12 protein-coding genes are annotated in these 13,511 nt (G+C 66.2%); 11 read left to right on the top strand and 1 reads right to left on the bottom strand.

Annotated elements, in window-relative coordinates:
• Nucleotides 1–161 precede the first annotated feature (161 nt).
• Nucleotides 162–845, top strand: a complete 684-nt coding sequence (locus ACE3N6_RS17860; protein ID WP_374247175.1) for a TonB family protein — start codon at nt 162–164, stop codon at nt 843–845.
• Nucleotides 846–857: 12 nt separating this feature from the next.
• On the opposite strand, the gene ACE3N6_RS17855 is transcribed toward ACE3N6_RS17860, so the two are convergent.
• Complete coding sequence (locus ACE3N6_RS17855; protein ID WP_374247174.1) at nt 858–1,433, bottom strand: NUDIX hydrolase; 576 nt, start codon at nt 1,431–1,433, stop codon at nt 858–860.
• 158 nt (nt 1,434–1,591) lie between these two features.
• Here ACE3N6_RS17855 and ACE3N6_RS17850 point away from each other — a divergent pair, with 158 nt between their 5' ends.
• The 10 genes from ACE3N6_RS17850 to ACE3N6_RS17805 all read left to right on the top strand — a co-directional run.
• A complete protein-coding gene (locus ACE3N6_RS17850) occupies nt 1,592–3,631 on the top strand; it encodes a diguanylate cyclase (RefSeq protein WP_374247173.1) in 2,040 nt (679 codons plus the stop codon).
• A gap of 206 nt (nt 3,632–3,837) precedes the next feature.
• Nucleotides 3,838–4,155 (top strand): flagellar transcriptional regulator FlhD, encoded by a 318-nt coding sequence (gene flhD, locus ACE3N6_RS17845; RefSeq protein WP_374247172.1) that lies wholly within the window; start codon nt 3,838–3,840, stop codon nt 4,153–4,155.
• Nucleotides 4,156–4,182: 27 nt separating this feature from the next.
• On the top strand, nt 4,183–4,725 hold the full coding sequence (gene flhC / locus ACE3N6_RS17840) for a flagellar transcriptional regulator FlhC (RefSeq protein WP_374247171.1): 543 nt from the start codon (nt 4,183–4,185) through the stop codon (nt 4,723–4,725).
• 189 nt (nt 4,726–4,914) lie between these two features.
• The gene (motA, locus tag ACE3N6_RS17835) at nt 4,915–5,766 is read left to right on the top strand and encodes a flagellar motor stator protein MotA (RefSeq protein WP_284188789.1); all 852 of its coding nucleotides are present in this window, start codon (nt 4,915–4,917) and stop codon (nt 5,764–5,766) included.
• Between the two features lie 61 nt (nt 5,767–5,827).
• Nucleotides 5,828–6,838: a flagellar motor protein MotB gene (gene motB / locus ACE3N6_RS17830; protein WP_374247170.1), complete on the top strand. Its 1,011-nt coding sequence runs from the start codon at nt 5,828–5,830 to the stop codon at nt 6,836–6,838.
• 51 nt (nt 6,839–6,889) lie between these two features.
• Complete coding sequence (locus ACE3N6_RS17825) at nt 6,890–8,092, top strand: methyl-accepting chemotaxis protein (RefSeq protein ID WP_374247168.1); 1,203 nt, start codon at nt 6,890–6,892, stop codon at nt 8,090–8,092.
• A 23-nt stretch (nt 8,093–8,115) separates the two neighbouring features.
• Nucleotides 8,116–8,481 (top strand): response regulator, encoded by a 366-nt coding sequence (locus tag ACE3N6_RS17820; RefSeq protein WP_153159901.1) that lies wholly within the window; start codon nt 8,116–8,118, stop codon nt 8,479–8,481.
• A gap of 35 nt (nt 8,482–8,516) precedes the next feature.
• On the top strand, nt 8,517–10,787 hold the full coding sequence (locus ACE3N6_RS17815) for a chemotaxis protein CheW (protein ID WP_374247167.1): 2,271 nt from the start codon (nt 8,517–8,519) through the stop codon (nt 10,785–10,787).
• Nucleotides 10,788–10,913: 126 nt separating this feature from the next.
• The gene (locus ACE3N6_RS17810; protein WP_374247166.1) at nt 10,914–11,417 is read left to right on the top strand and encodes a chemotaxis protein CheW; all 504 of its coding nucleotides are present in this window, start codon (nt 10,914–10,916) and stop codon (nt 11,415–11,417) included.
• 39 nt (nt 11,418–11,456) lie between these two features.
• On the top strand, nt 11,457–13,511 hold a 2,055-nt coding region (locus ACE3N6_RS17805; RefSeq protein WP_374247165.1), incomplete at its 3' end, for a HAMP domain-containing protein.

The following is a 13,511-nucleotide window of genomic DNA, read 5'->3' as shown; positions in this document are numbered from 1 at the left end:
ATCCCGAACAGGACCGTGAAACAAGACCGCGCCAATGATAGTGCACATCCGTGCGTGAAAGTAGGTCATCGTCAGACTAACCATTCAACACCCCCTCAGGCTCACGCCTCAGGGGGTGTTTCGCATTACGGAACTTCATTGCCAAGATCGGCGGAGACTCTATGCGCTGGCGCTACTGGTTGTCGCTCGTGACCGTGTCGGTACTGCTGCATCTGGCGTTGTTCTGGCCGACGCCCGATTTTCGTCCGCAGGCGCCGGGTGGGGGCGTGCTCGCGGCGCGGCTATCTCCTCAGCCGCGGCAGGAGGTGCTGCCAGCAGCCTCGGGTAGCGGCAAGTCATTTGACGGCGCTCGGTCCGATACGCCCGTGCCCGTGCGTCCTCGGCCTGAGGCGGCGGCGGGGCGATCGGGTGCCCCTGCCGCGATGCGGAACCCTCCGGCTGCGGACCCTACGCCTGTCGCTGCGGATGGCGCTCCGGCCTTGCCGGAGGCTTCGCGAAAGTCGTTCAATGGATCCGATGCTTCCGACGAGCGTCCGCACGCGGCGGGGAGCGATGCCGGCGCTGTGTCTTCCATGTCCCGATATCGATTTGCCCTTGCGGCGGCGGCCGTGCGCCTGCAGTCGCTCGAGGGCGATACCGGCGCAGTGGCGGGTACGGTGGTGGTCGAGGTTTATTTGAGTGGAGGCGCGGCGAAGGTGCAGCTGGCTGAGTCCAGCGGAGTGGACGCGCTCGACAAGAAGGCGCTGGCGTTGTTTGCGCGGGCAGTCCGGGTGGTTCCGGCGCCCGGTGTGGCATCCGATTCACCTGTCAGGTTGCCGGTGGTGTTTTCCCCGGCGGATTCATGATTGCATTGGTGTTCAGGTCTTCTTCTCGGTTGCCGACGGGCCGACGAGTCCGGTCATGGGGAGCATGAGGCTGGTGGTGTGAAGGTCGTATCGATTGCGCCGGCGATCCTCGAAGAAGCACCTTAGGGTGTAGTCGACCGAGCGGAAGGCGATGTCGTCCCAGGGAATATCGGATTCGGTCATCAGCACCGCTTCGAGGGATTCCTCACCGGGCTGGAAATCCAGGTGCAGAAGTTCTGCGCGATAGATGATGTGGATCTGGCTGATGTGGGGAATGTCCACAAAGGAGAACATGGGCCCCAGCGCGACCCGGGCGCCGGCTTCTTCGAGCGTCTCGCGCAGCGCGGCCTCGCCGCTGGTTTCGTTGTTTTCCATGAAGCCGGCGGGGAGTGTCCATTTCCCGTAGCGCGGTTCGATGGCGCGTCGGCACATGAGGATCTTGTCTTCCCAGGTGGCGATCGCGCCGACCACGACTTTCGGGTTCTGATAGTGGATTGTGCCGCACTGGTCGCAGACATGGCGGGGCAGGTTGTCGCCTAGGGGAACTTTAAGGCTGACCGGGGCGCCACAGTGAGAGCAGAAGTTCATGGACGAAGTGGATATGTGGACAGTTCCGCCATTCTAATTCATGGTGTCGCCGATGCCGCCCATGGTGAAGCCAGGATGGCGCGAATTCAAGAGCGGGTTGCCGGGACCGATATAACGGCGCAGTGTAGTCTTTGACTGCATCAAGCATTGGAACTCATATGGTTGTGTCGATCGACGTTACGAAGTTCGAGCAGTTGAAGGCATCGGGCGATCTGCCGTCGCCCAAGGGGGTTGCGCTGGCCATCATCCGCCTGATCCAGCAGGAAGAGAGTTCGATGGGCGATCTCGCTCGGGTCATCAAGACCGACCCGGCGTTCGTCGGTCGATTGATAAAGGCTGCAAATGGACTGACGGGCTACAACCGCCGGGCCATCGCTTCCGTTCAGGAGGCGCTGATGGTGCTCGGGTTGCCGGCGGTGCGCACGCTCGCGCTGGGCTTCTCGTTGCTGTCGAGTTACCGCGACGGTAACTGCAAGGGCTTTGACTATGGCCGTTACTGGACGGGGTGTCTCGTCTATGCGCTGGCGATGCAGGCGATTACCCAGCGGACCCGCGTGGCTGCAGCGGAGGAGACCTTCTGTCTCGGGCTGCTGACCCGGATCGGGGAGCTGGCACTGGCGACGCTCTATCCCCAGGACTACGGCAAGGTGCTGCAGCAGACCCTGGAGTACCGCGATCTGCCGCTGGTTGCGCTGGAGCAGCGGGCTTTCGCCCTCAACCATCGAGAACTCACCTCCGCCATGCTGGCCGACTGGGGGTTGCCGCGGATCTTTCACGAGCCGGCCTTCTTTGCCGAGGTGCCGGAGGAGTCGGGCTACGCCGACGGCTCGCGGGAGTACGTCATCGCCCATTCGCTGCACCTTGCCTCGTTCATCGCCGAGGTGTTCCTGGCCGAAGAGGCGGAGCGCCCCAACCTGATGAGCAGGCTGTTCGAGCTGGGTGGGCGTCTTGCCTTCGATCCGGTGGCGATCAACGAGCTGTGCGACGGGGTGGTGCGGGAGTGGCAGGCCTGGGGTTCGCTTCTCGAGCTGGATACCCTGGAGATTCCGCCGTTCAGCGAGCTGGCCAGCCGCGGCGAGGCGATTGCGGCCACCCTTGCCAACGAGGCCAAGGCGCGGGCGCAGCAGACGCCGGGTGAGATCCGGGAGGTGCCGGTCGATCACCATCCGGCGCCTGGGGCCGCCAACCCGCTCGTCCTTCCGGTGGGCATGGCCCAGGCCATGCGCGTGCTGATTGTCGATGACGACGGCGCCATGCGTGCGCTGGTCCGCAAGGTACTCGAAACGGTCGGGCACCAGGTGCTGGAGGCGTCCAACGGCCGTGTGGGCATGGAGATGGCGCTGGAGTTCCAGCCGCAGCTGATGATCGTGGATTGGATCATGCCGGAGATGAGCGGCCTGGAGCTGACGCGGGCGCTGCGCCAGACCAAGATCGGCCGCGGCATCTACATGCTCATCATGACCAGCCTGGACGACGACGACCGCTTGATCGAGGCCTTCGAGAACGGCGTCGACGACTTCATGAACAAGCCGATCAACCCGCGCGTGCTGGCTGCCAGGCTGCGGGCCGGCCAGCGGGTGATCCGCCTGCAGCAGGAGCTGGATCGAGACCGGGAGGAGATCCGCCGCTTTGCCGCCGAGCTGGCTGTCTCCAACCGCCGCCTGCAGGAGGTGGCGCTGACCGATTCGCTGACGGGCTTCCCCAATCGGCGCTACGCCATCGAGCGGATGCAGCAGGAGTGGTCGGTGTCGTCGCGTACCCGCCGGCCGCTGTCGGGCATGGTCATCGACGTGGACCAGTTCAAGACCTACAACGATTCCCATGGCCACGATGTGGGCGACGCGGTGCTGCGCCAGGTGGCGGCGTCGATCAAGGGGGCGCTGCGGGCCCAGGACATCGTGGCGCGCACCGGGGGCGACGAGTTCCTGGTGATCTGCCCCGATACCGGGCTCGACGCGGCGCTGGCGTGCGCCGAGCGGGTTCGGTTTGCGGTGGAGAGCGCACCGCTCTCCGTGGCCGGTCAGGCGCTCAGCATGTCGGTGAGCATCGGCGTCGCCACCCGCGATACGGTGATGACCGACCCCGACGCCCTCGTCAAGCGGGCCGATCAGGCGCTTTATCTGGCCAAGAACAAGGGGCGAAATCGCATCATGACGGCGCAGTCGTTGCGCCCCGGTCCGCTGATCCCGCCGCGTTAGCCCCTCGCTGAGCCGCACTGGCGGCGTGTCGGGTGGTCTGGAAATGGCCTGCGCAGCGCCCAATTTGGGCGTATGCGTAGGCCATTTTCTTACTTGCGTTTACGTGTTCGCCCCTACGCAATTTTCCGAAGCCCTCGCATGGCGAGACTTGCCGGTGAACGGCAGAATTTGCCGCAGATAACGACGGGTCTGTCGAGGAGACAAACATGAACACGAACACGATGCACGACGAGATCAGGGAACTGAATCTGGCTTATCTGATGCTTGCCCAGCAGATGTTGCGCGACGATCGCGCGGCGGCAATCTACCGCCTGGGGATTGCCGAAGAGGTGGCCGAGGTGCTGGAAGGCTTGAGTTCGGCGCAGGTGCTGCGGATGGCCAACTCCAACATGCTGCTGTGCCAGTTCCGCTTCAACGACACGATGCTGGTGGATCTGCTGTCGTCCCACGGGCGCGAGCGCGGTGCGGCACATCTGCACGCGGCGATCCTGGCGGCCGGGCGGCCTGTCGCTCATCTGGCCTGATACGGCCTGCGGCCAAGGGAGATCGTCGTGCGAAACAAGAGCGTGCTGCAGGAAGCGCAGGACATCCAGAAGGCGGTCGAGCTGATCCGTCTGGGGGCGCGGATGCAGATGCTGGAAGCCGAGACCGCCCTGAGCCGGGAGCGTCTGCTCAAGCTTTACAAGGAAGTGAAGGGGGTGTCGCCTCCGAAGGGCATGCTGCCGTTTTCCACCGACTGGTTCATGTCCTGGCAGCCGAACATCCACGCGTCCCTGTTCATGGCGCTGTATCGGTTCGTGCAGACCAACGCGCGGCTGGAGGGGCTGGATGCGATCATCCAGGCGTACCGGCTCTACAACGAGCACATCCAGTCGTTCGAGATGGAGCAGGTGCTGTCCCTCACCCGCGCCTGGACGCTGATCCGTTTCTTCGACGCCAAGCTGTTGCAGCTAGCCCGTTGCACCTGCTGCGGTGGGCACTTCGTCGCCCACGGCTTCGACCCGACCCACGATTACGTCTGCGGCCTGTGTCATGTGCCGTCCCGTGCGGGCAAGACCCGGCGGGCCCAGACGAACGAAGTTGCCATACCCTGACCTCCCTCTCGATTGACGATGAGGTTATGCCGCCGGTTTCGATCTGGCGGCATTTTTTTGTCCGCTTTCGGGTGACGACAGGCTTGCTTCGGGTGCTCAAGTTTGTTCAGGCAGGGCCGATATCGCCGATGAAGAATAACGCATCCGGGCGGGCGCACTAGGCGTCTGCCACCCTACGAGGTTTCGGCGATGTTTCTGATCATCGGCTACGTCATCATCCTGGCGGCGTCCCTGGGCACCTACGCGGTGCACGGGAGTCTGGCGGCCCTGTGGGTTCCCACCGAGTACATCGCCATCGTGGGCCTGACGATAGGCGGCTTTGTGGCGGGCAACGGGCCCAAGGCGATCAAGGGCACGATCGCCGCCTTGCCGACGATCTTCAAGGGCTCGCCCTACAACAAGGCCTTTTACACCGACGTGCTGTGCATGCTCTACGAGATTCTGGCCAAGGTGCGCAAGGAGGGCCTGATGTCCATCGAAGGGGATATCGAGAACCCCGAGGGCAGCCCGATCCTGTCGAAGTATCCGGCTTTCACGGCCGACCACCATGCGGTGGATTTCCTGTGCGACTACCTGCGGATGATGGTCGGCGGCAACCTCAACGCCTTCGAGATCGAGAACCTGATGGACATCGAGATGGAGACCCACCATCACGAGGCCCATACGCCGGCGCACGTGGTGTCGAAGGTGGGCGACGCGGTGCCGGCCTTCGGTATCGTCGTGGCGGTGATGGGCGTGGTGAACGTGATGGGCTCGGTGGGGCAGCCGCCGGCGGTGCTGGGCAAAATGATCGGTGGCGCGCTGGTGGGGACCTTCCTGGGTATTCTGATCTCGTATGGTTTTGTGGCGCCGGTGGCCGGCCAGCTGGAGCAGAAGGTGGAGGAGGGGGGCAAGATCTATCAGTGCATGAAGGCGGTGCTGCTGGCGAGCATGAACGGCTACGCGCCCCAGGTCGCGGTGGAGTTCGGGCGCAAGGTGTTGTTCTCGACGGATCGGCCGAGCTTTGCCGAGCTCGAAGAAGCGATCAAGAGCAAGAAGTGATGCGGGGGCCGGTGATGCGGCGTGATGCGCTGCGGACTTCTTCGCGTGCCGGATCGATGTCATGAGTGACGATACCCAACAGCCAATCGTCGTCAAGAAGATCAAGAAGGGCGGCGGCGGTGCCCACGGTGGCGCCTGGAAGATCGCCTACGCCGACTTCGTGACCGCGATGATGGCCTTCTTCCTGCTGATGTGGTTGCTGGGCTCCACGGCTCAGGGCGACCTGCAGGGGATTGCCGACTTTTTCAATTCCCCCCTCAAGGTGGCGATGAGCGGCGGCTCGGGCGCGGGCGATGCGACCAGCCCGATCGCCGGTGGTGGCCAGGATCTGACCCGCTCGGTGGGGCAGGTGAAGCGCGGCGATGTGGACGGCAAGCGCTCGATGAACATCGAGGCGGCCAAGGGGGCGACCAAGCCGGTGGGCGACGACGCCGCAGAGGCCGTCAAGAAGGCCGAGGAGCGCAAGGAGCGCGCCAAGCTGGAAGACCTGAAGGGGCAGATCGAGGCGATCATCGAGGCCAGCCCGAGCCTGCGGCCGTTCAAGAACCAGCTGCTGCTGGACATCACCACCGAGGGCCTGCGCATCCAGATCGTGGACGAGCAGAACCGGCCGATGTTCGACTCGTCGAGCGCCAGCCTCAAGCCCTATACCCAGGAGCTGCTGCGCTCCATCGGCGCCACCCTCAACTCGGTGGATAACAATGTGAGCCTGACGGGGCATACCGATTCGACCCGTTACGCCGGCGGTGAGCGGGGGTTCTCCAACTGGGAGCTGTCGGCCAACCGGGCCAACGCGTCGCGCCGGGAGCTGGTGGCGGGCGGTCTGGCGGAGGGGAAGATGGTCCGGGTGGTGGGGCTGGCGGATACGCTGCCGCTCGATCCGGCCAATCCGAACGGCGCGATCAACCGGCGGATCAGCATCGTCGTCCTCAACAGACAGGCGGAGGCCGCGATGCGCAGCGGCGGTCGCAAGCTCGAGGTGAGCACCGAAACCGGCGTCGATGCGGGGGATATCCGCTCGGGGCTCGGCGCCGCTGCAGCAATCCGGCCTCCCGGGCGCCCTAAAGAATAAGCGTGCTCGTGACGATATGACCGCGACAGTTTTCGATTCGTGCACACAGACATGAAACCCTCTCGGATAAGCGCGATACTCGCCGGCCTGCTCTGGTCGGCGGCGATTGTGGGCCTGATCGCCTACTTCCAGCCTGGCCCGGCGGTGACGCTGGCCGGGTGCGGCGCCCTGGCCATCGGTTGGGGGGGGCTCATGTGGGTGGTGTCGCCGGGCGCCGGGCCGGAGGATGAGCGGGCCGGTAACGCGGGCATCCCGTCGGACGAGCTGGTGGCGCTGGAGAGCATCCTGCGGGAGTCGACCCAGGCCTTTCGCGGCCAGCATCTGGCGATCAAGGGCGAGGTGGATCGCGTTCAGGACATGCTGTCGGGGGCCATCCACACCCTCACCGCCAGCTTTCATGGCCTGCTCGCGGCCACCCAGGCCCAGCAGAACGTGGCGGTGGGGCTGGCGCAGGACGACGACGACGGCGATTCCGGCTCCCGCTTCGACGCCTTCGTCACCAACACCTCGGCGGTGATGCAGCGGGTGGTGGATAGCGTGATCCTCAACAGCAAGCTCGGGATGGAGCTGGTGGAGATGACCGACCGCATCTCCCAGCGAGCCAACGACGTGGAGAGCATCCTCGGCGAGATCAGCAGCATCTCCAAGCAGACCAACCTGCTGGCCCTCAACGCCGCCATCGAGGCGGCCCGGGCGGGCGAGGCGGGGCGTGGGTTTGCGGTGGTGGCCGACGAGGTGCGGGAACTGTCGACCCGCACCGCCCAGTTCAGCCATCAGATCAGCGTCGTGATGAAGTCGATGCGCGAGGGCGTGGAGGGGGCCGAGGACGCCATCGAGCGGCTGGCCTCCACCGACATGAACTTCGCCCTCGAATCGAAGCAGCAGGTGGAGCAGGTGCTCGCGTCCATCGAATCGATCAACCAGCAGCGCGGCAAGGCCATCGTCCGCCTGGGCGAGCAGGCCCGCGAGATGGACGTCGAGGTCAATCGGGCGGTCACCGCGCTGCAGTTTCAGGATCTGGTGTCCCAGCTCATCGGGCACGTGGATCGGCGGGTGGAAGGGCTCGAGCATCTGATGGTCGAGTTCGACGCCCTCTCCGATGGCATCCAGCACGCCATCTCGGCGGGTGATTTCGGTCCGCTGCGCAGTGCTGCCGGGGCGATCCGGCTGTCCCTCGCGACGCTCGACGAGCGCGTCGGGGGCAGCCCGGTGAGCCAGCAGGATGTGTCGCATGGCGAAATCGACTTGTTTTAGCTTCAGAACCTTAGGAAATGACAATGGCCAAGACCGTACTCACCGTTGATGATTCTGCCTCCATCCGGCAGATGGTGTCCTTCACCCTGAAAAGCGCCGGCTACGAGGTCGTCGAGGCTGTCGATGGCATGGACGGCCTCGACAAGGCCAAGTCGCGCGCCTGCAACCTGGTCCTCACCGACCAGAACATGCCGCGGATGGATGGCCTGTCCCTCATCAAGTCGCTGCGGGCGATGCCCCAGTACCGCACCGTGCCGATCCTGATGCTCACCACCGAATCGTCCGACGCCATGAAGTCCCAGGGCCGCGCCGCCGGTGCGACCGGCTGGCTGGTCAAGCCTTTCGATCCGCAGAAGCTCATCGAGGTGGTCAAGAAAGTGATCGGCTGAGCCAAGGCCGGCATTCGCGCGTCAGGGAGACAGGCATGGCCATAGACATGAGCCAGTTCTACCAGGTGTTTTTCGAGGAAGCCGCCGAGCACCTGGCGAGTATGGAGGCGTTGCTGCTGGCGATCGACCCGGCCGCGCCCGACGAGGAGGAGGTGAACGCGCTGTTCCGCGCCGCCCACTCGATCAAGGGTTCGAGCGGGACCTTCGGCTTCCAGGACATGATGGAGGTCACCCACATCCTGGAGACCATGCTCGACCGGGTTCGCAAGGGCGAAGCCCCGCTGACCGACGACATGGTGGATGCCTCGCTGGTGGCGGGCGATGTGCTCAAGAACCTGCTCGCCGCCCACAAGGGCGAGGATGAGGCCGACCGTGAGGCCGCGGAGGCCATCTGCCATCGCCTGCAGGGCCTGTGCAACGCCCTGGATGCGCCCGCCGCGCCCGTGGCCGCGATGCTCGAGCCGGCCGCCCCCGATGTGCCGGCCTGCGCCGTCGGGTTCGACCTGTTCTTCTCGCTGCTCGGAGCCTCGCCCGAGGAGCGCCTGGGCAGCCTGATCGACGAGCTGGGCAGTTTCGGGGTGGTGGAGACCGTCGCCCTGCCGACGGCGGACAACCCCGAGTGCCACCTGCGCATCGCCACCGAGGTGGGCGCCGACGTGCTCCGGGGGGTGATCGATTTCGTTGCCGACGGCGAGACGGTGCGCGTCGAGCCCTTCGGCACGCCCGGCGACGACGCAACCGGGGCCTATGGCTTCTTCCACGACATGGTCCAGCCGGCCGACGAGGCCTACGGCTTCTTCGATCCGCTGCCCGGCGCCGACGACGTGCCAATGCCGTCGGTGTTCACCGTCGATGGCGGCGAGGCCTACGGTTTCTTCACCGACCCGGCGCCCCCGCCGGCCCAGGCGCCGACGCCCGAGCCTTACGGCCTGTTCGCCGACCCCGAGCCCGCACCGCCGGCCCCCGCCGTGGCCGCCGACGAAACCGCGTACGGCTTCTTCGAGCCGCTCCCCCAGGCGGCCCCAGTGGACGTTGCGGCCCCGGCCCCGGTGGTGGAGGCGCCGGCCCCCGCGCCCGCAGCGCCAGCCGCCCGGAAGCCGGCCGTGCGCTCGGCGGCGGGTGGCGACAGCGGGTCGATCCGCGTGCCGGTGGAGAAGGTCGATCAGATGATCAACCTGGTGGGCGAACTGGTCATCACCCAGGCCATGCTCACCCAGGCCGCCAGCAATGTGGACCCGGTGATCTTCGAGCGCCTCATCAACGGCCTTGCCCAGCTTGAGCGCAACACCCGCGACCTGCAGGAATCCGTGATGTCGATCCGGATGATGCCGATCTCGGTGGTGTTCAGCCGCTTCCCGCGGGTGGTGCGCGACCTGTCCCAGAAGCTCGGCAAGCAGGTCGAGCTGAAGACCATCGGCGAGACCACAGAGATGGACAAGAGCCTCGTCGAGCGCATCACCGATCCGCTCACCCACCTGGTGCGCAACAGCCTCGACCACGGCCTGGAGACGCCCGAGAAGCGCCGCGCCGCCGGCAAGCCGGAGACCGGCACGATCACCCTGTCGGCCTACCACCAGAGCGGCAACATCGTCATCGAGGTGGGCGACGACGGCGCCGGCCTCAATCGCGCCCGCATCCTGGCCAAGGCCAAGGAGCGCGGCATGGCGGCGAGCGACGCGATGACCGACCAGGAGGTCTGGCAGCTCATCATGGAGCCGGGCTTCTCCACCGCCGAGCAGGTCACCGAGGTGTCCGGCCGCGGGGTGGGCATGGACGTGGTGAAGAAGAACATCTCCGCGATGGGCGGGCGGATCGAACTCGACTCGATGCCTGGCGTCGGCACCCGCATCACGGTGCGCCTGCCGCTCACCCTGGCGATCCTCGACGGCATGAGCGTCGGGGTCGGCCCCGAGACCTACATCATCCCGCTGGGCTACGTGATGGAGTCGATGCAGCCCGAGCGCGGCATGATGAAGAGCGTCTCGGGCGTGGAGCGGCTGATCCAGGTGCGGGGCGAGTACCTGCCGGTGATCTGCCTGCACGACGTGTTCCACATTCAGGGCGCCATCACCGATTGGTCGAAGGGGATCATGGTGGTGCTGGAGGCCGACGGCCAGAGCGCCGCCTTGTTCATCGACCAGCTCATCGGCCAGCACCAGGTGGTCATCAAGAGCCTGGAGGCCAACTACCGGCGAGTGCCGGGGGTGGCCGGGGCGACCATCATGGGCGACGGTCGCGTGGCCCTGATTCTCGATGTGCCGATGCTGGTGGGCATGGCCCGGCGGGTGTTGCCGGCGGCCGCCTGAGGCCGTTCGAAGCCGTCTGGAGGGCCGCCCGAGGGCGGCCTTTTTCATGCCGGGCGGCTGGCTGTCTCCGCCTTCAGAAACATGGGGGGCTGCCGTAAAAGCCTTATCGCCACCGAGGAGCATCCCATGTTGCAGGCAACCCAAACCGCTGCGGCCCTGGAGTCGGAAGGTTCCGGCTTCGCCCAGGAGCTGCTGACCTTCACCCTGGGCGCCGAGGAGTACGCAATCGATATCCTGAAAGTCCAGGAGATCCGCGGTTACGACGCCGTCACCTCGATCGCCAACGCCCCTGCCTTCATCAAGGGGGTCATCAATCTGCGCGGCACGATCGTCCCGATCGTCGACCTGCGCATCAAGTTCTCCGTCGGTGTCGTCGAGTACACCCCTTTCACCGTGGTCATCATCCTCAACATCGGCGGTCGGGTGGTGGGGATGGTGGTCGACGCCGTGTCGGACGTGATCGCCCTGCAGCCCGAGCAGATCCGGCCCGCGCCGGATTTTGCCTCGTCGGTGGATACCGCCTACATCATGGGCCTGGGCGCACTGGGCGAGCGGATGCTGATCGTCGTCGATATCGAGCGCCTGATGCTCTCCAGCGAGATGGCGCTGGTCGACGAAGTGGCGCAGTAAGCCTGCCGCCAACCCCAACGCTAGCTGAGAGTGATTGTCATGAGTGGAATCCTGTCGCCCGCCATCGGCGTGATGAACCGGCTGTCCGTGCAGGGCAAGCTGGCCCTGCTGGGCGTCATCGGCATGCTGCCGGTGGTCGTGCTGGCCTATCTGTTGCTCGACCGAGTCCAGGGCGAGATCGCCTTCACCCGCCTGGAAACCCGCACCGTGCCGCTGGTGATGCCGGCGCGGGAGCTGCTTCAGGCGGCCCAGGCTCATCGCGGCGTGTCCCAATCGGTGATCGGCGGCAACGCCAGCCTGACAGCCCGGCTCAACGAGCTGGGGGGCAAGATCGACGCGGCGCTCAAGGCCGGCGAGGCGGCCAACGCCGAGTTCGGGAAAGAGCTGGAGACCGCCGCGGTATGGAGCGGGCTGCGCCGCGACTGGGCGGACGTGAAGGCGCGGGCGGTGAGCCTCAGCGGCCCCGAGAGCTTCCGCCTGCACACCGAGTACCTCACCCGGGTGCGCGAATACATCACCCACGTGGCCGATAGCACCAACGCCACCCTCGACCCCGAGCTTGAAACCTACTACCTGATGGACATCTTCACCGGGCGCCTGCCCGGGCTGGCCGAGGAGAGCGGCACGGTGCGCGGGCTGGGCGCCGGGATCGCCGCACGCCAGAAGCTGACCGACGCCGAGCGGGTCGATCTGAGCGTGCTGCTGCAGCGCATCGCCGACAGCCGTGCGGGCGTGGAGGCGGCCGTCGCCAAGGCCGGCAGCAAGGAGCCGGCGCTGCGGGATCTGCTGGCGCAGCCGGCCAAGGCCGCGTTGTCCGAATCCCAGGCGTTCTCCGAGATGGCCAGCGGCAGCCTGCTCAAGGCTGCCGAGATCAACGTGGCGCCGCCCAAGCTGTTTGATGCCGGCTCCCGCGCGGTGGATGGCGCCTACGCCTTGTTCGACGTGGCCGCCAAGGAGTTCGACCGCCGGCTGGTCGAGCGCCTCTCCCGCCTTGAGGGCGTGCGCATGCTGGTGATCGGGGTGATCGCCGGCTGCCTGCTGGTTGCCGGCTACCTGTTCCTCGGTTTCCGCCGGACGATGCTGGCCAGCATCGGCGAGATCCAGTCCGGCGTGGGCCGGATGAGCGCCGGCAAGCTGGACCAGCCGCTGACGGTGGCCTCCAGCGATGCCTTCGGCGAGATTGCCGGCGCCCTCAACGGGATGCAGGCCAGCCTGCAGGCCAAGATCGGCGCCGATGCCGAGGTGGCCGCCGCCAACCTGCGGGTGCGCAACGCCCTCGACAAGGCCTCCACCAACATCATGCTGGCCGACAACGACGGCCAGATCGTCTACTGCAACGAGTCGGTCCTGGCCATGCTGCGGCATGCCGAAGCGGACATCCGCAAGGAGCTGCCGGCCTTCAGCGTCGAGGGGCTGGTGGGGCGCAACTTCGATGCCTTCCACAAGAACCCGGCGCACCAGCGCAACCTGCTGGGCCGCCTCACCGGCGAGCATCGCGCCCAGGTGAAGGTGGGCGGCCGCACCTTCGGGCTGGTGGCCAACCCGGTGCTCAACGCCCAGGGCGCGCGGCTGGGGTCGGTGGTCGAGTGGGTGGACCGGACCGCCGAGGTGGGCGTCGAGCAGGAGCTTGCCGATCTCATGTCGGCAGCGGTGGCCGGCGACTTTGCGCAGCGCCTCTCCCTCGAGGGCAAGAGCGGCTTCTTCGCCACCCTCGCCGACGGCATGAACAAGCTGATGGGCATCGTCGCCACCAATCTGGAGGACATCGCCCGGGTGCTCAACGCCATCGCCCAGGGCGACCTGACGGAGAAGATCACGGCGGATTACAACGGCACCTTCGGCCAGCTCAAGGACGACACCAACACCACGGTGGAGCGGCTGCGGGAGGTGGTGGGGCAGATCAAGGAGCGGCCCAGGAGATCGCGGCGGGCAACTCCGACCTGTCGGCCCGCACCGAAGAGCAGGCGAGCAGCCTGGAAGAGACCGCCAGCTCGATGGAGCAGCTCAACGCCACGGTCAAGCAGAACGCCGACAACGCCCGCCAGGCGCGCGAGCTGGCCAGCTCCAGCAACGAAGTGGCGGAGCAGGGCGGCG

It is taken from the genome of Zoogloea sp. (genome assembly GCF_041904905.1).
Taxonomy (GTDB): domain Bacteria; phylum Pseudomonadota; class Gammaproteobacteria; order Burkholderiales; family Rhodocyclaceae; genus Zoogloea.
This window is presented reverse-complemented; position numbering and strand designations above follow the sequence as displayed.

Excerpts from the sequence above, each read along its gene's own strand:
- ACE3N6_RS17820 (WP_153159901.1), top strand. The coding sequence starts at position 8,116 with ATGGCCAAGACCGTACTCACCGTTGATGATTCTGCCTCCATCCGGCAG.
- ACE3N6_RS17825 (WP_374247168.1), top strand. The coding sequence starts at position 6,890 with ATGAAACCCTCTCGGATAAGCGCGATACTCGCCGGCCTGCTCTGGTCG.
- ACE3N6_RS17810 (WP_374247166.1), top strand. The coding sequence starts at position 10,914 with ATGTTGCAGGCAACCCAAACCGCTGCGGCCCTGGAGTCGGAAGGTTCC.
- motB (WP_374247170.1), top strand. The coding sequence starts at position 5,828 with ATGAGTGACGATACCCAACAGCCAATCGTCGTCAAGAAGATCAAGAAG.
- motA (WP_284188789.1), top strand. The coding sequence starts at position 4,915 with ATGTTTCTGATCATCGGCTACGTCATCATCCTGGCGGCGTCCCTGGGC.
- ACE3N6_RS17815 (WP_374247167.1), top strand. The coding sequence starts at position 8,517 with ATGGCCATAGACATGAGCCAGTTCTACCAGGTGTTTTTCGAGGAAGCC.
- ACE3N6_RS17860 (WP_374247175.1), top strand. The coding sequence starts at position 162 with ATGCGCTGGCGCTACTGGTTGTCGCTCGTGACCGTGTCGGTACTGCTG.
- flhD (WP_374247172.1), top strand. The coding sequence starts at position 3,838 with ATGAACACGAACACGATGCACGACGAGATCAGGGAACTGAATCTGGCT.
- ACE3N6_RS17850 (WP_374247173.1), top strand. The coding sequence starts at position 1,592 with ATGGTTGTGTCGATCGACGTTACGAAGTTCGAGCAGTTGAAGGCATCG.
- ACE3N6_RS17855 (WP_374247174.1), bottom strand. The coding sequence starts at position 1,433 with ATGAACTTCTGCTCTCACTGTGGCGCCCCGGTCAGCCTTAAAGTTCCC.